Genomic DNA, 18,270 nt, shown 5'->3' with positions numbered 1-18,270 from the left:
CTTTGACTGCGCTGCCCGCGTCGTCGTCTCGTGTGGGTGCGTGACCGGGCGGCAGACCGCCCGGTCTCAGGGAGCCGCCTACTCGGCGGCCACCGGCATCCGCGCCATCTCCATCTCGCGCAGCGCCCGGCGGTACTCCACCGGCATCACCTTCACGAACTTGGTGCGGTAACCGCTCCAATCGTCGAGGATCGCCTTGGCGCGAGGGCTGCCCGTGTACTTGAGATGGTTGGTGATGAGTTGCGTCAGCCGCTCCTCGTCGTGCCCGGACATGTCGGCCAGGATGTCGACCCGCCCCTTGGTCTCGAGGTCGCCGTCCTGGTGGAAGCGACGCATCAGGTCGTCCTCCTCCTCGACCGGCTCCAGGTCGACCATGGACAGGTTGCAGCGCGCCGAGAACGAGCCGTCCTCGTCGAGCACGTAGGCGATGCCGCCCGACATGCCGGCCGCGAAGTTGCGCCCGGTCTCGCCGATCGACACGACCACGCCGCCGGTCATGTACTCGCAGCCGTGGTCGCCCATGCCCTCGACCACCGTGATCGCGCCGGAATTCCGCACGGCGAAGCGCTCGCCCGCGGAGCCGCGGATGTAGCACTCGCCCGCGATCGCCCCGTACAGCACGGTGTTGCCGACCATGATGGTCCGGTCCTGCGGCGACTTCAGCGCGTCGCTCGGCCGGATGATCAGCTTGCCGCCCGACAGGCCCTTGCCGACGTAGTCGTTGCCGTGGCCGGTCAGCTCGACGGTCACGCCGGCCGCCACCCACGCGCCGAAGCTCTGGCCCGCCGTGCCGGCGAGCTTCACCACGATCGTGTCGTCGGGCAGGCCCTCGTGGCCGTGCGCCTTCGCCACCGCGCCGGAGAGCATCGCGCCCGCGGCCCGGTCCGAGTTCCGGATCGTGTCGGTGATGACCACCGGCTCGCCGGTCTCGATGGCGTGCTGCGCCTTCTCGATCAGGCGACGGTCGAGGACCGTGTCGATCGGGTGGTGCTGCACGTCGACGTGGCGGATCGCCGTGCCCTCGTCCACCTTCGGCCGGTGGAACAGCTTGGTGAAGTCGAGCCCGCGCGCCTTCCAGTGGGCGATGGCCTCGACCTTGTCGAGCACGTCGGAGCGGCCGACCGCCTCCTCCAGCTTGGTGAAGCCCAGGGAGGCCAGGATCTCCCGCACCTCCTCGGCCACGAAGAAGAAGTAGTTCACCACGTGCTCGGGCGTGCCCTTGAAGCGCTTGCGCAGCACCGGATCCTGGGTGGCGACGCCCACCGGGCAGGTGTTCAGGTGGCACTTGCGCATCATGATGCAGCCGGCGGCGATCAGCGGCGCCGTCGAGAAGCCCATCTGGTCGGCGCCGAGCAGTGCCGCGATGATCACGTCGCGCCCGGTCCGGATGCCGCCGTCGGCCTGGAGGGCGACGCGCCCGCGCAGGTTGTTGAGCACCAGCGTCTGCTGGGTCTCGGCCAGGCCGGTCTCCCAGGGCCCGCCCGCGTGCTTGAGCGAGGTCAGCGGCGCCGCGCCGGTGCCGCCGTCGAAACCCGAGATCGTGATGTGGTCGGCCCGCGCCTTGGCGACGCCGGCCGCGACCGTGCCGACGCCGACCTCGGAGACGAGCTTCACCGACACGTCGGCCGACGGATTCACGTTCTTCAGGTCGAAGATCAGCTGGGCCAGATCCTCGATCGAGTAGATGTCGTGGTGCGGCGGCGGCGAGATCAGGCCGACGCCCGGGGTGGCGTAGCGGACCTTGGCGATCTTGGCGTCGACCTTGTGGCCGGGCAGCTGGCCGCCCTCGCCGGGCTTGGCACCCTGCGCGACCTTGATCTGCATCATGTCGGAATTGACGAGGTACTCCGTCGTGACGCCGAAGCGGCCTGAGGCGACCTGCTTGATCGCGGACCGGCGCGAGCGCCCGTCCGGCAGCGGCTTGAATCGCTCGACCTCCTCGCCGCCCTCGCCCGAGTTCGACCGGCCGCCGAACGAGTTCAGCGCGATGGCGAGCGTCTCGTGCGCCTCCTTGGAGATGGAGCCGTACGACATGGCGCCCGTGGCGAAGCGCTTGACGATCTCGGAGGCCGGCTCGACCGAGTCCAGCGGGACCGGCGCGCGGCCGATCTCGGTGGCGGACTTGAGGCGGAACAGGCCGCGCAGCGTCTTCAGCTGGTGCTCCTGCCGGTTCACCAGCTCGGCGTATTCCCGGTAGCGCTCCGGCACGTTGAGGCGCACCGCGTGCTGCAGCGTCGCCACCGTGTCGGGCGTCCAGGTGTGGGTCTCGCCGCGCAGGCGGTAGGCGTACTCGCCGCCGACATCGAGGGCGTTCCGGTAGACCGGCGCGTCGCCGAAGGCGTCGCGGTGACGGCGCGCGGTCTCCTCGGCGATCTCCGCCATGCCGACGCCCTCGATGGTCGTCGCCGTGCCGAAGAAGTCACGGCCCACGAAGGTCGAGTTCAGGCCGACCGCGTCGAAGATCTGCGCGCCGCAGTAGGACTGGTAGGTGGAGATGCCCATCTTGGACATCACCTTCAGCAGACCCTTATCGATCGCCTTGATGTAGCGGTAGATGATCTCGTCGTCGGTGAGGTCCGGCGGGAACTCGTCCTTCATCTCGAGAAGCGTCTCGAAGGCGAGGTACGGGTTCACCGCCTCGGCGCCGTAGCCGGCGAGGCAGGCGAAGTGGTGCACCTCGCGCGGCTCGCCCGACTCGACCACGAGGCCGACCGAGGTCCGCAGGCCCTTGCGGATCAGGTAGTTGTGCACGGACGCCGTGGCGAGCAGCGCCGGGATCGGGATCCGGTCCGGCCCGACCGCCCGGTCGGTGAGCACGATGATGTTGTAGCCGCCGCGCACCGCCGCCTCGGCGCGGTCGCAGAGCCGGTCGAGCGCCCCGTCCATGGCCGCCGCACCGGTCTCGGCCGGGTAGGTCATGTCCAGGGTCTTGGTGTCGAACCGGTCCTCGAAATGGCCGATCGAGCGGATCTTCTCCAGGTCCGCGTTGGTGAGGATCGGCTGGCGGACCTCCAGGCGCTTGCGCCGGGACGCCCCCTCCATGTCGAGCAGGTTCGGCCGCGGCCCGATGAACGAGACGAGGCTCATCACGGCCTCCTCGCGGATCGGGTCGATCGGCGGGTTCGTCACCTGGGCGAAGTTCTGCTTGAAGTAGGTGTAGAGCAGCTTCGACTTCTCGGAGAGCGCCGAGAGCGGCGTGTCCGTCCCCATCGAGCCGACCGCTTCCTGGCCGGTGACCGCCATCGGCTGCATCAGCAGCTTGAGGTCCTCCTGCGTGTAGCCGAAGGCCTGCTGGCGATCGAGCAGGCTGACGTCGCCCCGCGACTCGCGCGGCTGCACCGGTCGAAGATCCTCGAGCACGATCTGGGTGTTCTTCACCCAGTCGGCGTAGGGGTGCGCGGCGGCGAGCTCGCCCTTGATCTCCTCGTCGGAGACGATGCGGCCCTTCTGCAGGTCGATCAGCAGCATGCGGCCCGGCTGGAGGCGCCAGGACTGCACGATCTTCTCGTCCGGGATCGGCAGGGTGCCCATCTCGGAGGCGAGCACCACGAGGCCGTCGTCGGTGACGATGTAGCGCGCCGGGCGCAGGCCGTTGCGGTCCAGGGTCGCGCCGATCTGGCGACCGTCCGTGAAGGCCACGGCGGCCGGGCCGTCCCACGGCTCCATCAGGGCGGCGTGGTACTCGTAGAAGGCGCGCCGCTCCTCGCTCATCAGCGGGTTGCCGGCCCAGGCCTCCGGGATGAGCATCATCATCGCGTGGGCGAGCGGGTAGCCGCCCTGCACGAGGAACTCGAGGGCGTTGTCGAAGCAGGCGGTGTCAGACTGGCCCTCGTAGGAGATCGGCCACAGCTTCGAGATGTCGTTGCCGAACAGGTCGGAATCGACGCTCGCCTGCCGGGCCGCCATCCAGTTGACGTTGCCGCGCAGCGTGTTGATCTCGCCGTTATGCGCGACCATCCGGTACGGGTGCGACAGCCGCCAGGTCGGGAAGGTGTTGGTGGCGAAGCGCTGGTGGACGAGGGCGATCGCCGAGACGAAGCGGTCGTCCTTCAGGTCGAGGAAGTAGCCGCCGAGCTGCGTGACCAGCACCATGCCCTTGTAGACGATGGTCCGGGTCGACACGGAGACCGGGTAGAACTCCTTCACCCGCGGGTCGTCGAGGCCGTAGACCTTGTTGGAGATCACCTTGCGGGCGACGTAGACCCGGCGCTCGAACGCGTCCTGGTCGGTGACCGAGGCGGGCCGGCCGATGAACACCTGACGGTGATGCGGCTCGGTGGCCTTCACGGCGTCGCCGAGATCCTCCGGGTCCACCGGGACGTCGCGCCAGCCGAGGAGCGGGAGGCCCTCGGCGGCCAGGGACGCTTCGACGATCTCCTGGATGATCGCCCGGGGCTCCTCCGCCTTCGGCATGAAGAACTGTCCGATCGCGTACGCGCCCGCCGGCGGCAGCTCGAATCCGAGACGCGAGCACTCCTCGGCGAAGAAGCCGTGCGGGATCTGCGTGAGGATGCCGCAGCCGTCGCCCATCTTGGGATCGGCGCCCACCGCGCCGCGGTGATCGAGGTTCTCGAGGATCTTCAGACCCTGCTCGACGATCGCGTGGGTGCGGCGGTCGTGCATGTCGGCGATGAAGCCGACGCCGCAGGCGTCGCGCTCGTTGGCAGGGTCGTAGGCGCCCTGGGCTTTCGGGAGGGCGGGGTCGCGCACGATGAGCGGCATGGCGCCGCCGCGGGGGGCGGCAGCCTGGGCCGTGGACGCAGCAAACTCGTCGGCGGGTCTGCGTTGTGACATGCTTCGTCTCGTCCTTCCCTCGAACCCGTCCGCAGCCAAGAACCCGCGAGCATGTTTCATGCCCGCAAGCCGTCGGCGCCCCGCGCTCGGCCTCTTGCCGCAGGCCATCCGGCCGGTCCCGGGGGACACGTCCGTCGGCTCGCGTTCATCGAGGACCCGGACCGCTCGAGGAGCGGTGCGCTGGCGCGCCCGTGTCCGTCTGCCGTTCTCTCTCGCCCGCGCGCGAGACGGCGACGGCCGGGATGCACGGCCGATGGGACAGTTGTGCTGTCCTAAGTCGCGAAACTGCCAGATTGAAATGTTTTCAGCAAGAGACAGCCGGAGGGCACGGTGTCGCCGCTCTGGATGACGGGTCCGGACACGCTCCGGGCCTCCGCAATCTCGCCCGAATCGCGGGGTCTACCGGGCGGGCCGAGCACAAGCGGCATGCGGGGCAACGACCTCGCCGGCATGGTCGAGGTCCGGGTCTACCGGCCCGGACCATGCCGGAACCGGACACGAACCGGACACTCTGCCGGGTCTCCAAACCCAGAACGCACAAGAGTGACGATGACGAGCAGAGCCGCTGCGCGCCCCCTACGCCCGATGAGCCGGACGCTTCGCGCCGCTCTGCTATCGGCGCTGGCTCTCTTGGGGATGTCGAGCGGCGCGCGAGCGCAATTCGCGTTCGAGGAAGAGGTCCTGCCGCCCCGGGTCGTGGCTTGGCGCCTCGCCGACCGCGGGTTCAGCGGCCTGAGCCGCCCGCGCTTCGAGGGGCGCGTCTACGTGGTCGACGCCGTCGGTCCCTCCGGCGCCCCCGTCCGACTGTTCGTCGATCCCATGACAGGCGCGATCGTGGGCCGCCGCCCGATCGGCGCCCCCGAGACTGTCGCGCGGCTGGAGCGCCCCGGACCGGGCTTCGGATGGACCGAGGACGAGGTCGTGCCTCGCCGCGCGATGCGTCCCGTCCCGTCCGAGGACGGCCCGGTGGCGCGGCCGCAGCGCCGGCCGGCCAGCGAGGCGCTGCGGCCGGAGGCCAATCCGGACGGCGTGAATCCCGACAACGTCGCCCGGACCGCTCCGGCGAAGAGAGTCGCGCGCGGGGCGCTCGCCCGGACTCCGGAGTCGAAGCCGACGCCCCACACCTCTCCCGACGCACCGGCCCCCAAGCTCCCGCCGGCCGACACGGCCAAGGCGGATCCGAGTGCCGGACCGGCGCCCGAGACCAGGGCGGCGTCGATCGAGAAGACCCCCTCCGCGGCTCCCGCGCCGCCGTCCGCCGCGTCGACGAAGCCGGCCGCCCCCGCCGTGGCCGAGACGGCGAAGCCGGCCGCGAAGGATTGGAAGGATCCGCCCACCGACAGGAAGCCGGTCCGGGTGATCGGCGGCGCGACCGTCGTCCCGGGCCAGGCCGAGTAGTCCCGGAGGCCCGGGCGGGCACGTCACGCGCCGTCGGTCAGCCGCTCGGCACCCGTGAACACCGTGACCGTGTCGGCCCGCGCGATGGCGCAGAGCGTCATGCCGTAGGCGCGGGCGCGGTCGAGGGCCAGGGACGTCGGCGCCGAGATGGCGACGATGACGGCCGCCCCGAGGCGCGCGGCCTTCTCGACCATCTCGAACGAGCAGCGGCTGGTGATGACGAGGAAGCCCGCTTCCGCGGGCGTGCCCGACCGCAACAGAGCGCCGATCAGCTTGTCCAGGGCGTTGTGGCGGCCGACATCCTCGCGCACAGCCGCGAGACCGCCGTCGAGGCGAGCCCAGGCGGCGGCGTGGACCGCGCGGGTCTCCGCGCCGAGGCGCTGGGCGCTGTCGAGATCCGCCAGGGCGCGCGCGATGGCCGGCAGCGCGACCCGGACATCGGGGTCCGCCCGCCCCCCGGCCCGCGGCAGCTGCGCCAGGTCCTCGATCCCGCAGACCCCGCAGCCGGTCCGGCCGCTGATGGCGCGCTTGCGCGCCAGATGCTCGCGGAGCCGTCCCGGCGCGAGATCGACGTGGAGGCGGAGGCCGTCCGACCCCGCCTCCACCCGGGTCGCGCGGATCTCCTCCGCGCTGTCCACGATTCCCTCCGTCAGGCTGAAGCCGTAGGCGAAATCCTCGAGGTCGGCCGGCGTCGCCATCATCACGGCGTGCGGCACGCTGCCGTAGACGAGGTTGACCGGCGCTTCGACGGCCAGCGCCCGGGTGTCCGGCCTCGGCGCCGAACCCGTGTAGGCCATCACCTGCATCGGCGCCGGCACCGCGCAGGGCAGCGGACCTGAGGTGGAGCAGCCGGTTTCCGTGGACATCGTGAACTCCGCAGGCGTGACACGAACGCGTCGCGACGCGTCATCCCCACCGCGACGCGACAGGGAACGATTTCGCCGCCCCCTAGTGCGCCGACGCCACGAGGCGCCGTCAACTGGCTGGAAAGCGCGCGATGCGACGCTTGTGCGGTTGCACCGGGCCGGCCCTTGTGGTCTGAAGCGCCGGTCGGATAATGCCGGGTGACACAACCGGTACTCCGTCACGTCGGTACAATCCCGCACGCGTTCAAGACGGGAAGGTCCGGCGGCAGCCAGACAGTTCAGGGGAGCCACGAGAGGCAGATGCGGACGGTGCGGACGATCAACCGGTCACTCTGGAGCCTCGCCGCTCTCGGCGCCTCGCTCTTCCCGATATCCGGCGCGCAGGCCGCGGGCTTCGGTCAGCCCGTGCCGTGGGAGATGGACCGGCAGATCCCGGTCACCGAGAACGCGCGCGACATCCTGAACTTCGAGATCGGCCTGCACTGGCTGTCCCTCGCCATCTCGGTGTTCGTCCTCGGGCTCATCCTCTGGTGCGTCTACCGCTTCGGCGAGAAGCGGAACCCGACGCCCTCGCGCACTACGCACAACACCGCCATCGAGATCGCCTGGACGATCGTGCCGGTGCTGATCCTGGTCGCCGTGGCGATCCCCTCCTTCCGCCTGCTGCGCACGCAGCTCTCGGATCCGAAGGCCGACATGATCGTCAAGGTCATCGGCCATGCCTGGTACTGGTCGTACGAGTACCCGCAGACCGAGGCCGGCGGCGGCTTCACGTTCGATGCCAACATCGACGAGGACAAGCAGCCGCGCCTGCTCCAGACCGACAACGAGATGGTCGTCCCGGTCAACAAGATCGTGAAGATCCAGGTCACCGCCGCCGACGTGCTGCATTCCTGGGCAATGCCGGCCTTCGGCTTCAAGATCGACGCCGTCCCCGGTCGCCTGAACCAGATGTGGTTCAAGGCCGACAAGGAGGGCACGTTCCACGGCCAGTGCTCCGAGCTGTGCGGCCAGCGCCACGCCTACATGCCCATCGTGGTCCGCGTGGTCAGCGAGCAGGCCTACGCCGACTGGCTGAAGGAGGCGAAGACCAAGTACGCCCGCATCGACAACGGCACGAGCGTCGCCGAGGCGCGCTGAGCCCCGGCTGACCCATCCGAACCCATCAGATCCACAAGGCACCCGAATCCATGGCTACAGCCGCAGCCCATGCCGAGGCCCACGAGGTCCACGACCACAAGCCGTCGTTCTTCGCCCGCTGGTTCCTGTCGACGAACCACAAGGACATCGGCACCCTCTACCTGCTGTTCGCCTTCTGCGCCGGAATCATCGGCGCGTTCCTCTCCTTCGGCATCCGGATGGAGATGGAGGCGCCCGGCCTGCAGTACTTCTCGAACCCCGCGACCTACAACGTGTTCGTCACGGGCCACGGGCTCATCATGGTGTTCTTCATGGTGATGCCGGCGCTGATCGGCGGCTTCGGCAACTGGTTCGTGCCCCTCATGATCGGAGCGCCCGACATGGCGTTCCCGCGCATGAACAACATCTCGTTCTGGCTGACGGTGGCGGGCTTCTGCTCCCTGCTCTGCTCGCTGTTCGTCGAGGGCGCGCCCGGCGCGTCCGGCGCCGGCACCGGCTGGACCGTCTACCCGCCGCTCTCGACCGCCGGCCATCCCGGCCCGGCCGTCGACTTCGCGATCTTCGCCCTGCACCTCTCGGGCGCGGGCTCGATCCTCGGCGCGATCAACTTCATCACCACGATCCTGAACATGCGCGCCCCGGGCATGACGCTGCACAAGATGCCGCTCTTCGCCTGGGCCGAGCTGGTGACCGCGTTCCTGCTGCTGCTCTCGCTGCCGGTGCTCGCGGGCGCCATCACGATGCTGCTGACCGACCGCAACTTCGGTACGACCTTCTTCGACCCGGCCGGCGGCGGTGACCCGATCCTGTACCAGCACCTGTTCTGGTTCTTCGGTCACCCCGAAGTGTACATCATGATCCTGCCGGCCTTCGGCATCGTGTCGCACATCATCGCCACCTTCTCGCGCAAGCCGGTCTTCGGCTACCTCGCGATGGCCTACGCCATGGTGGCGATCGGCGTCGTCGGCTTCGTCGTGTGGGCGCACCACATGTACACGGTCGGCCTGTCGCTGCAGACGCAGTCCTACTTCGTGTTCGCCACGATGGTGATCGCGGTCCCGACCGGCGTGAAGATCTTCTCGTGGATCGCCACCATGTGGGGCGGCTCCATCCGCTTCACCGCCGCGATGCACTGGGCTGTGGGCTTCATCTTCCTCTTCACCGTCGGCGGCGTCACCGGCGTCGTGCTCGCCAACTCGGCGGTCGATAAGTACCTGCACGACACCTACTACGTGGTCGCGCACTTCCACTACGTGCTGTCCCTCGGGGCCGTGTTCATCATCTTCGCCGGTGTCTACTACTGGTTCCCGAAGATGACCGGCCACATCATCCCCGAGTGGGCCGGCAAGCTGCACTTCTGGCTGGCCTTCATCGGCGCGAACGTCCTGTTCTTCCCGATGCACTTCCTGGGCCTCGCCGGCATGCCGCGCCGCTACGCCGATTACCCGGACGCGTTCGCCCAGTGGCACAAGGTGTCGACCTACGGCGGCCACATCTTCGCGCTCGGCATGTTCGTGTTCGTGATCGGCGTGATCCTCGCCTTCCGCTCGAAGGAGCGGGCCGCGGACAACCCGTGGGGCGAAGGCGCCACCACCCTCGAGTGGACGCTCTCCTCCCCGCCCCCGTTCCACCAGTTCGAGACGCTGCCCCGCATCGTCGACGAGCCGGGCGCGCACTGATAGACATCCCGCGAGGGCCGCGACCGCGGCCCTCGCCCTTCCCCGGAGGCCGGTCGGCCGACCTCCCGGCAAGGGCGAGCGATGAGGGCGATCCGCACGGGCCGAGGGAGACTTCCTGGGCCCCGCTCACGCCGATCCTTGGAACACGTCGAATTCGAGACACGACTCGGCCGTGACGCGCGCGGCCGGGCGCCGATACAGCAGCGGCAGACGCGATGACGAGCCTGACGAACACGATCGGACCGGACGTTCCGGCCCCCGCCCTCACGACCGCTGGCGGCGACGTTCCGGACTACTTCGCCCTGCTCAAGCCGCGGGTGATGGTCCTCGTGATCTTCACGGCGCTGGTCGGGATGGTGGTCTCGCAGGGCCACGTGCAGCCGGCCATCGGCGTGATCTCGCTCCTCGCCATCGCGGTCGGCGCCGGAGCCTCCGGCTGCCTCAACATGTGGTGGGACGCGGACATCGACGCGGTCATGAGCCGGACCGCCACCCGGCCGATCCCGTCGGGCCGGATCACCTCCGAGGAGGCGCTGGGCTTCGGGCTGTTCCTCTCGGTCGCCTCGGTGGTCGTGCTCGGGCTCGCCGCCAATCTCCTGGCCGCCGCGCTCCTCGCCTTCACCATCGTGTTCTACGCGGTGGTCTACTCGATGTGGCTGAAGCGGGCGACCGCGCAGAACATCGTCATCGGCGGCGCCGCGGGCGCCCTGCCGCCGGTGATCGGCCAGGCGGTGGTGACCGGGTCGATCGGCATCGAGTCGCTGATCCTGTTCGCCATCATCTTCATCTGGACGCCGCCGCACTTCTGGGCGCTCGCCCTGATCAAGGCCGACGAGTACGCCCGCGCCGGCATCCCGATGATGCCGAACGTCGCCGGCCCGGCCTCCACCCGCCGCCAGATCGTGTGGTACTCGCTGCTCCTCGCGCCCCTCGGTCTCGTGCCGGTGGCCCTCGGCTTCGGCGGCCTCGTCTACGCGGCGGTCGGCCTCGTGGGCGGTCTCGGCATGGTGGCCTTCAGCATCCGCGTGCTGCGGAACCCCGAGGGCGATGCCGAGCGGCGCGCCGCCATGGGCATGTTCGGCTTCTCGATCCTCTACCTGTTCGCGCTGTTCTCGGCGCTCCTGGCCGAGCAGAGCTTCGGCCTGTTCCGTCCGGTCCTGGGTTGAGCGCCATGGCGGATCCCGAGATCCAGTACCGGCCGCTCACGCCCGAGCAGGAGGCGCGACGCCGCAAGCGATCCATCGCGATCGCGCTGGCCCTCGGTGCCTGGGTCCTGCTGTTCTTCGTGCTGACGATCGTCAAGCTCGGACCGCAGATCCTGAGCCGGCCGCTCTGAGGCGTTACCGATGACAGTCCCTCCTTCAGGATCGAACCGGGCCGCGACGCGCACGGCCCTCGCCTGTGCGGGTCTCGCCGTCGGCATGGTCGGTCTCGCCTTCGCGTCGGTGCCGCTCTACGACGCCTTCTGCAAGGCGACGGGCTACGACGGCACGCCCCGGCAGGGGCCGGCGCTCTCGGCCTCCGCGGCGCGGACGGACGACAGCATGGTCGTCCACTTCGACACGAACGTCGCGCCGGGCCTGCCCTGGAAGTTCATCCCGGAGGTGAGCAGCGTCGAGGCGAAGCTCGGCGAGACCAAGACGGTCTTCTTCCGGGTGCAGAACACCGGCAGCGCGCCCTCGGCGGGGGTCGCCACCTTCAACGTTCAGCCGGGGCTGATGGGCGGCTACTTCGTCAAGATCGCCTGCTTCTGCTTCAACGAGCAGACGCTCCAGCCGGGTGAGATACTGGACGTGCCGGTGGTGTTCTACGTCGATCCCGCCGTGCGGGACGACTCGAACACCGCGCATCTCTCGGAGATGACGCTGTCCTACACCTACTTCGCCTCCAAGAACGGGCAGCCGGTCAAGGCGACGGTGGCGAAATCGTCTTCTTCGGGCACGAAGGGCGATTTCTGATCGCGGACCCGTGACAACACGGGGCCGCACCGACTAAAGCTGCGAGCAAGCTTGGGCGTGGTGCGTGCCGCGCCCGGCCAAGAGCAAGCAACGAACAGCGTAAGGCCGGGAACGGCGCAGGGCGCGAGGGTGAGGAGCGACGGGACGATGGCCGAGGCGCACGCCAAGAATCACGACTTTCACATCCTGAATCCGAGCCCGTGGCCGTTGATCGGGGCCTTTTCGGGCTTCCTCATGGCATTCGGCGCCGTGTTCTGGATGAAGAGCCTCCAGATCGGCACCCTGACCCCGGGACCCTACATTTTCGGGGCCGGCACGATCGGCGTCCTCTACACGATGTACTCGTGGTGGAAGGACGTCGCGCACGAGGCGAATTCCGGCGACCATACCCGCGTCGTGCAGCTGCACCACCGCTACGGCATGATGATGTTCATCGCCTCCGAGGTGATGTTCTTCGTCGCATGGTTCTGGGCCTACTTCGAGGCCGCCCTCTACACCGCCGACCCGATCCAGGTCTCGCGCGTGGAGTTCACCGGCGGTGTCTGGCCGCCCAAGGGCATCGAGGCGTTCGATCCCTGGCACCTGCCGCTCCTGAACACGCTGATCCTGCTGACCTCGGGCACCACCGTGACCTGGGCGCACCACGCGCTGATCGAGGGCGACCGCAAGGGCCTCCGGTACGGCCTGTGGCTGACCATCATCCTCGGCGTGCTGTTCACCGCCTGCCAGGCCTACGAATACAGCCACGCCGAGTTCGGGTTCTCGGGCAGCATCTACTCGTCGACCTTCTTCATGGCGACGGGCTTCCACGGCGCCCACGTGATCATCGGCACGATCTTCCTGGCGGTGTGCCTGTTCCGCGTCTACGCGGGCCAGTTCACCCCTCGCCAGCACCTCGGCTTCGAGTTCGCCGCCTGGTACTGGCACTTCGTCGATGTCGTGTGGCTCTTCCTGTTCGCCGCCATCTACGTGTGGGGCTCGGGCGTCTTCCACGGCGGCGGCGCTCACTGAGCGGGACCATCTTGCCGCTGCATGGCGGACCTGCGAAGGGCGGCTCAGGCCGCCCTTTTGCATTTCCGACGCCGCGCGATCCCCATATCGAAGCGGACGGCCCGGGCGCGGGGCGATGGGGGCCCGCGCGGAACAGGTCTGGAGTGTGCCCGTGGACGACCGAACCTACTCGCCGCCGCCCCCGATCCCCACCGGCTTGCGCGGCCGGTGCCCGCGCTGCGGCGAGGGGCACCTATTCAAGGGCTTCCTGAGCCTGCGCCCGTCCTGCGAGGCGTGCGGCCTGGACTACACGCATTTCGACTCGGCGGACGGGCCGGCCTTCTTCGTGATGTCGATCGTCGGCCTGGTCGTCGTCGGCCTCGCGCTGTGGCTGGAGATCACCTTCGAGCCGCCGATCTGGGTCCACGCCCTGGTGGCCCTGACGCTCTCGGTCGGGCTCAGCCTGATCCTGGTCCGGCCCCTCAAGGGCCTTCTGATCGCCCTGCAGTTCCGCAACCGGGCCGAGGAAGGGCGCTTCGAGTCGTGACCGCGACCGGACCGCACCGGGCGGCCTGGCGCGACCTCGTCGCGCCGGGACTCGCCTCGCTGATCGCTCTGGCCATCCTGCTGGGTCTCGGGACCTGGCAGCTCGAGCGCAAGGCCTGGAAGGAGGATCTCATCGCCCGGATCGTGCGTCAGAGCCGCGCCGAGCCGGTGGCGCCGCCGGCCGCGGCGGCCTGGGATCCGGCACGCGACGAGTTCCGGCATGTCCGGGTCACCGGTCAGTTCCTCAACGACCGGGAGACCCTCGTCCACGGACTGGCGCCCGGCGAGACCCCGGGCCGGGCCCTGCAGGGCTACTACGTGCTCACGCCGTTCCGCCGGGAAGACGGCAGCGTCGTGCTGGTCAACCGGGGCTTCGTTCCCACGGAGCTGAAGGCGCAGGGCGATCGCCGGGATGGCGTGATCGACGGGCCGACGACGGTGACCGGCATTCTCCGCGCGAGCGAGCCCCGCGGGATGTTCGTTCCGGAGCCGGATCCCGCCCGCGGGGAGTGGTTCAACCGGGATATCGCCGGCATCGCGGCGGCGCGCGGTCTCGGGACGGTCGAGCCCTACCTGATCGAGGCCGACGCCGTGCCCGGACAGACGAGCTGGCCGCGCGGCGGTCAGCTGCGGGTCGACCTGCCGAACAACCACCTGCAATACGCATTCACGTGGTTCGGCCTGGCCGCCTGCCTGATCGGCGTGTTCTCGGTCTTCGCGTGGCGGCGCCTGCACGATTCGCCCGCGACCCGTGCCGCCTAGGATAAAGCCGCGCGCTGACGATCTCGGCGAAGAAAAGTCTCGCCGAGATCGGCCGAAAAACGGCAACCCGTTCCTTTGACCGACGGTCGTCGCCCCGGAATACTTTCTGTGTTCTTGAGCGATCGGCCGCGTTCTGCATAGTGTATTCAGTTCGCGGCGATCTTCCGAAGACGACACGGCGCCGGACCGCCGTGCAACTGAGGTAACGCCGGATGACCAGCCATTTCGACGACGCGGCGGCGCGCGAGCCGATCCGCTTCGCCTACTGGGTGCCCAACGTCTCCGGGGGGCTTGTCATCAGCAAGATCCCCCAGCGCACGAGCTGGGACGCCGAGTACAATCGGAAGCTGGCCCAGATCGCCGAGGAGGCGGGGTTCGATTACGGGCTGACCCAGATCCGGTTCACCGCGGGCTACGGCGCCGAGTACCAGCACGAATCGGTCGCCTTCAGCCACGCCCTGCTGGCAGCGACCACCAAGCTCAAGGTGATCGCCGCCCTCCTGCCCGGGCCGTGGCATCCCACGCTCGCCGCCAAGCAGATCGCCACGATCTCCCAGCTCACCGAAGGTCGCATCGCGGTGAACATCGTGTCGGGCTGGTTCTCGGGCGAGTTCCGGGCGATCGGCGAGCCCTGGCTCGACCACGACGAGCGTTACCGCCGATCGGAGGAGTTCATCCGCAGCCTGCGCGGGATCTGGACGCAGGACAATTTCACCTTCCGCGGCGACTTCTACCGCTACAGCGACTACACGCTGAAGCCGAAGCCCGCCCAGCCGCTGCCGGAGATCTTCCAGGGCGGCTCGTCGCGCGCCGCGCGTGACATGGCCGCCCGCGTCTCGGACTGGTACTTCACCAACGGCGGCACCCCGGAGACGATCCGCGCCCAGGTCGACGACATCCGCGCCAAGGCGGCCCAGACCGGCAACCATCCCCGGATCGGCGTCAACGCCTTCGTGATCGCCCGCGACACCGAGGAGGAGGCCCGCGCCGTCCTTCAGGAGATCATCGACCACGCCGATCCGGACGCCGTGAAGGCCTTCGGCCACGAGGTGAAGAACGCCGGCAAGGCGTCTCCGGAAGGGGAAGGCAACTGGGCGAAGTCGAGCTTCGAGGACCTGGTCCAGTACAACGACGGGTTCAAGACCAACCTGATCGGCACGCCCGACCAGATCGCCGAGCGCATCCTCGCGCTGAAGGATGCCGGTGCCGACCTCGCCCTGCTGGCCTTCCTGCATTTCCACGAGGACGTCGCGTATTTCGGCGCGCACGTGATCCCGCGGGTCCGCGCCCTCGAGGCCGCCCGCGGCCGGCGTGCCGAGGCCGCCTGAGCGCCGCCCCCTCGATCAAACCATGCCTGACCGGAGTGAGCCATGAACATCGCCGTCGATGCGCGCACGCTCGAGCCGGAGCGCCGCCCGGGCGCCCCCGGCCCCGCGCGGCCGCCCTCCCCCGCCCACGTGATCCGTGACGATGCCGAGGCGCTGGCCGTGGCTCACCGGCTGGCGGCCGAGTTCCGGGCCGGCGCGTCGGAACGGGACCGCCACGCCGTGCGGCCGCTGGCGGAGCTCGACGCCTTCTCGCAGAGCGGCCTCTGGTCGATCAACGTGCCGCGGGCCTATGGCGGCCCCGAGGTCTCGTACCGGACCCTCGCGCAGGTCATCGCCATCGTGGCGGCCGCCGATCCCGCCATCGCGCAGATCGCCCAGAACCATCTCGGCATCCTGGCGGCCATCCGGACGGTGTCGGACGAGGCGCAGAAGCACCTGCTGTTCGGCGAGGTTCTGCGCGGAACGCGGTTCGGCAACGCCTTCTCGGAGCGCGGCACCAAGCGGGCGGCCGATTTCGAAACCCGCTTCACCGATCACGGCGACCACGTCGTGGTGCGGGGCCGGAAATTCTACGCGACCGGCGCCCTCCTCGCGCATCTCGTGCCGATCGTCGCCCTCGATGAGGAAGGGCGGGCGTGGTACGCCATCGCCGAGCGGGACGCGCCCGGCCTCACGGTGATCGACGACTGGTCGAGCTTCGGCCAGCGGGGCACGGCGAGCGGGACGGTGCTGATCGACGACGTGCGCGTGCCCAAGTCCCATCTGGTGCCCGCCTGGAAGGGCTACGCTGCGCCCACCGCCGACGGCGCCGTATTCCAGATCATCCAGGCGGCGGTCGATGCCGGGATCGGCCGCGAGGCCCTGGACGACACCATCGGCTTCGTCCGCGAGAAGGCCCGCCCCTGGATCGACAGCGGGCTGGAGCGGGCCGCCGACGATCCCTACACGATCCAGGCGATCGGCGACCTGACCATCCGGCAGCACGCCGCCGAGGCGCTCCTCGACCGCGCCGGTCACATCCTCGACACCGCCGTCGCGCGGCCCGACGCCGAGACGGTCGCGGCGGCGCAGATCGCCGTCGCCGAGGCGAAGGTGCTGACGACCGAGGTCGCCCTGGCGGCGTCGAACAAGCTGTTCGAGCTGTCGGGCACCCGCTCGACCCTGGCAGCCGAGAATCTCGACCGTCACTGGCGGAACGCGCGCACGCACACGCTGCACGACCCGGTCCGCTGGAAGTACGCGATCGTCGGCAACCACGCCCTCAACGGCGTGAATCCGCCGCTCCACGCCTGGAGCTGACCGGCGGCGCTACAGCACCGGCAATCCCCGCGCCTTGGCCTCCTCGCCGGGCTCGACATGGATGGTCACCACCGCCCCGGGGATCGTCGTCTCTAGGGCCGTCTCGAGCCGGTCGCAGATCGCGTGGGAATCCTCGACGGTCATCGCGCCGGGGACGACGAGGTGGAAATCGATGAAGGTCGCCTGACCGGCGGAGCGGGTCCGCACGTCGTGCGCCTCCAGCGCGCCCTCGCCGTGCTGGGAGATGAGCGACCGGATCTGGCTGACCATCTCGGCCGGGGCGGCCCGGTCCATGAGGCCGTCCACCGATTCCCGCACCATGCGGAAGCCGGACCACAGGATGTTCATGGCGACCAGACCGGCCACCACGGGGTCGAGGACGGGGTAGCCCGTCAGCACCACGGCGCCGACGCCGGCGAGGACGCCGCAGGATGTAACGACGTCGGCGAAGACGTGGCGCGCGTCGGCGATCAGGGCCGGCGACCGCCACCGCCGGCCCCAGCGCATCAGCGCCGCCGCCCAGACCGCGTTGACGATCCCGGCCGCGAAGTTGATCGCGAGGCCGACCGCGGGCGCGTCGAGGGCCTTCGGCGCGAGCAGACCGAAATAGGATTCCCGCAGGATCAGCAGCGCCGCCACGACGATCAGCGCGCCCTCGATCACCGCCGAGAAGAACTCGGCCTTGTGGTGACCGTAGGGATGGTCCTCGTCCGCCGGGCGCGCGGCGACCCGCAGGGCCACGAAGGCGCCCACCGCGGCGACCACGTTGATGATGCTCTCCAGCGCGTCGGAGTACAGGGCGAGGCTGCCGGTGAGCCACGCCGCGTAGAACTTCATCGCCGTGACGGCGAGGCCAATGCCCGCGCTGAAGAGGGCAGCTTTCTGGGTGCGGTCCATGGTGCGCGCCGTTGGGGTGACGCCGCGCCCATACGGCACCGGCCACGGCCAAGGCCACGGCAAAGGTTCGACGCCGTCGAAAATGTGTTAGCCGCGGCTAAGTCTCCGAGGCGTCGCCCTGGCCCCGGGCGGCCTCGCGGAGCCGGCTCGGCTCCGCCTTGGCGCGCGCGGCCTCCGCCTTGCGCAGGTAGCGACGGCGCTGCCAGGCGAAGCGTGCCGCGGCGGCGAGGGTTTCCAGCCGGGCGGCCTCGCGCTCCCAGTACCCGAGGAGCTGCCCGTCGAGGGTGACCCGCCGGGCGCGCGCGCGGGGCGTCACGCCTCGCGCTCCCGCGACGCGGGCGGCTCGCCCGTCTCGGCCACGACGAGCGCGTCGGGATCGCCGCGGAAGCTGCCGGCACCGGTATCCGGAACCGGGACGCCGGGGCTGCCGAAGGGCTGGCTCGGGTAGGCCGATTCGAACTTCGCGCGGGCGGTGTCGGGATCCTCGGCCTTCAGCACGATCTCGGGCGTGCCAGGCAGCGGCCAGCGGGGATCGGCGGCGTCACGGGGGCGAACGGCGTACCAGGGCATGGATCGGGGGCCTCGCGTCTCGGTGACGCGGAAAACGGACGCG

Annotated in this window: 16 protein-coding genes; 11 read left to right on the top strand and 5 right to left on the bottom strand. The window is 69.7% G+C overall.

The genetic code is table 11. The features are described 5' to 3' along the window. Positions 1-78: 78 nt before the first annotated feature. Positions 79-4,794 carry a glutamate synthase large subunit gene (gene gltB / locus LOK46_RS00170; protein WP_273561926.1) on the bottom strand — a complete coding sequence of 1,572 codons (4,716 nt, stop codon included), beginning with the start codon at positions 4,792-4,794 and terminating at the stop codon, positions 79-81. Between the two features lie 636 nt (positions 4,795-5,430). On the opposite strand from gltB, the gene LOK46_RS00165 reads away from it, so the two are divergent. Further along, complete coding sequence (locus LOK46_RS00165) at positions 5,431-6,192, top strand: hypothetical protein (protein ID WP_273561925.1); 762 nt, start codon at positions 5,431-5,433, stop codon at positions 6,190-6,192. 23 nt (positions 6,193-6,215) lie between these two features. Here the strand turns inward: LOK46_RS00165 and fdhD are convergent, their stop codons facing one another. Further along, positions 6,216-7,058: a formate dehydrogenase accessory sulfurtransferase FdhD gene (fdhD, locus tag LOK46_RS00160; protein WP_443192853.1), complete on the bottom strand. Its 843-nt coding sequence runs from the start codon at positions 7,056-7,058 to the stop codon at positions 6,216-6,218. Positions 7,059-7,358: 300 nt separating this feature from the next. On the opposite strand from fdhD, the gene coxB reads away from it, so the two are divergent. The 10 genes from coxB to LOK46_RS00110 all read left to right on the top strand — a co-directional run bounded on the left by coxB (position 7,359) and on the right by LOK46_RS00110 (position 16,760). Then, positions 7,359-8,198 (top strand): cytochrome c oxidase subunit II, encoded by an 840-nt coding sequence (coxB, locus tag LOK46_RS00155; protein ID WP_273561924.1) that lies wholly within the window; start codon positions 7,359-7,361, stop codon positions 8,196-8,198. Positions 8,199-8,248: 50 nt separating this feature from the next. Further along, positions 8,249-9,877 (top strand): cytochrome c oxidase subunit I, encoded by a 1,629-nt coding sequence (gene ctaD, locus LOK46_RS00150; RefSeq protein ID WP_273561923.1) that lies wholly within the window; start codon positions 8,249-8,251, stop codon positions 9,875-9,877. Between the two features lie 215 nt (positions 9,878-10,092). After that, positions 10,093-11,043, top strand: coding sequence for a heme o synthase (locus LOK46_RS00145; protein ID WP_273561922.1), 951 nt, complete (start codon positions 10,093-10,095; stop codon positions 11,041-11,043). Positions 11,044-11,048: 5 nt separating this feature from the next. Further along, positions 11,049-11,213: a hypothetical protein gene (locus LOK46_RS00140; RefSeq protein ID WP_273561921.1), complete on the top strand. Its 165-nt coding sequence runs from the start codon at positions 11,049-11,051 to the stop codon at positions 11,211-11,213. Between the two features lie 10 nt (positions 11,214-11,223). Beyond that, complete coding sequence (locus LOK46_RS00135) at positions 11,224-11,835, top strand: cytochrome c oxidase assembly protein (RefSeq protein WP_273561920.1); 612 nt, start codon at positions 11,224-11,226, stop codon at positions 11,833-11,835. 147 nt (positions 11,836-11,982) lie between these two features. Then, positions 11,983-12,846, top strand: a complete 864-nt coding sequence (locus tag LOK46_RS00130) for a cytochrome c oxidase subunit 3 (protein WP_273561919.1) — start codon at positions 11,983-11,985, stop codon at positions 12,844-12,846. Between the two features lie 115 nt (positions 12,847-12,961). After that, complete coding sequence (locus LOK46_RS00125) at positions 12,962-13,372, top strand: DUF983 domain-containing protein (RefSeq protein WP_273561918.1); 411 nt, start codon at positions 12,962-12,964, stop codon at positions 13,370-13,372. Continuing rightward, positions 13,369-14,133: an SURF1 family protein gene (locus LOK46_RS00120; protein ID WP_273561917.1), complete on the top strand. Its 765-nt coding sequence runs from the start codon at positions 13,369-13,371 to the stop codon at positions 14,131-14,133. Before LOK46_RS00125 ends, LOK46_RS00120 begins: the two co-directional genes overlap by 4 nt. Before the next feature lie 212 nt (positions 14,134-14,345). Next, entirely contained in the window at positions 14,346-15,461 is a 1,116-nt protein-coding gene (gene sfnG, locus LOK46_RS00115) for a dimethylsulfone monooxygenase SfnG (protein WP_273561916.1), read from the top strand. 42 nt (positions 15,462-15,503) lie between these two features. Then, positions 15,504-16,760: an SfnB family sulfur acquisition oxidoreductase gene (locus LOK46_RS00110; RefSeq protein ID WP_273561915.1), complete on the top strand. Its 1,257-nt coding sequence runs from the start codon at positions 15,504-15,506 to the stop codon at positions 16,758-16,760. Positions 16,761-16,769: 9 nt separating this feature from the next. Here the strand turns inward: LOK46_RS00110 and LOK46_RS00105 are convergent, their stop codons facing one another. From LOK46_RS00105 to LOK46_RS00095, 3 genes are all read right to left on the bottom strand, one after another. Then, complete coding sequence (locus tag LOK46_RS00105) at positions 16,770-17,657, bottom strand: cation diffusion facilitator family transporter (protein WP_273561914.1); 888 nt, start codon at positions 17,655-17,657, stop codon at positions 16,770-16,772. A gap of 97 nt (positions 17,658-17,754) precedes the next feature. Further along, positions 17,755-17,973: a hypothetical protein gene (locus tag LOK46_RS00100; protein WP_273561913.1), complete on the bottom strand. Its 219-nt coding sequence runs from the start codon at positions 17,971-17,973 to the stop codon at positions 17,755-17,757. After that, positions 17,970-18,227: a hypothetical protein gene (locus LOK46_RS00095; RefSeq protein WP_273561912.1), complete on the bottom strand. Its 258-nt coding sequence runs from the start codon at positions 18,225-18,227 to the stop codon at positions 17,970-17,972. The genes LOK46_RS00100 and LOK46_RS00095 overlap by 4 nt, the downstream gene beginning before the upstream one ends. Between the last annotated feature and the right edge of the window lie 43 nt (positions 18,228-18,270).

It is taken from the genome of Methylobacterium sp. NMS14P (genome assembly GCF_028583545.1).
Classification (GTDB): Bacteria; Pseudomonadota; Alphaproteobacteria; order Rhizobiales; family Beijerinckiaceae; genus Methylobacterium.
The sequence above is the reverse complement of the archived record's forward strand: the minus strand, read 5'-3'. Positions and strand labels throughout refer to the sequence as shown.

Excerpts from the sequence above, each read along its gene's own strand:
- gltB (WP_273561926.1), bottom strand. The coding sequence starts at position 4,794 with ATGTCACAACGCAGACCCGCCGACGAGTTTGCTGCGTCCACGGCCCAG.
- LOK46_RS00095 (WP_273561912.1), bottom strand. The coding sequence starts at position 18,227 with ATGCCCTGGTACGCCGTTCGCCCCCGTGACGCCGCCGATCCCCGCTGG.
- LOK46_RS00135 (WP_273561920.1), top strand. The coding sequence starts at position 11,224 with ATGACAGTCCCTCCTTCAGGATCGAACCGGGCCGCGACGCGCACGGCC.
- fdhD (WP_443192853.1), bottom strand. The coding sequence starts at position 7,058 with ATGTCCACGGAAACCGGCTGCTCCACCTCAGGTCCGCTGCCCTGCGCG.
- sfnG (WP_273561916.1), top strand. The coding sequence starts at position 14,346 with ATGACCAGCCATTTCGACGACGCGGCGGCGCGCGAGCCGATCCGCTTC.
- LOK46_RS00125 (WP_273561918.1), top strand. The coding sequence starts at position 12,962 with ATGGGGGCCCGCGCGGAACAGGTCTGGAGTGTGCCCGTGGACGACCGA.
- LOK46_RS00165 (WP_273561925.1), top strand. The coding sequence starts at position 5,431 with ATGTCGAGCGGCGCGCGAGCGCAATTCGCGTTCGAGGAAGAGGTCCTG.
- LOK46_RS00140 (WP_273561921.1), top strand. The coding sequence starts at position 11,049 with ATGGCGGATCCCGAGATCCAGTACCGGCCGCTCACGCCCGAGCAGGAG.
- LOK46_RS00145 (WP_273561922.1), top strand. The coding sequence starts at position 10,093 with ATGACGAGCCTGACGAACACGATCGGACCGGACGTTCCGGCCCCCGCC.
- ctaD (WP_273561923.1), top strand. The coding sequence starts at position 8,249 with ATGGCTACAGCCGCAGCCCATGCCGAGGCCCACGAGGTCCACGACCAC.
- coxB (WP_273561924.1), top strand. The coding sequence starts at position 7,359 with ATGCGGACGGTGCGGACGATCAACCGGTCACTCTGGAGCCTCGCCGCT.
- LOK46_RS00105 (WP_273561914.1), bottom strand. The coding sequence starts at position 17,657 with ATGGACCGCACCCAGAAAGCTGCCCTCTTCAGCGCGGGCATTGGCCTC.
- LOK46_RS00110 (WP_273561915.1), top strand. The coding sequence starts at position 15,504 with ATGAACATCGCCGTCGATGCGCGCACGCTCGAGCCGGAGCGCCGCCCG.
- LOK46_RS00130 (WP_273561919.1), top strand. The coding sequence starts at position 11,983 with ATGGCCGAGGCGCACGCCAAGAATCACGACTTTCACATCCTGAATCCG.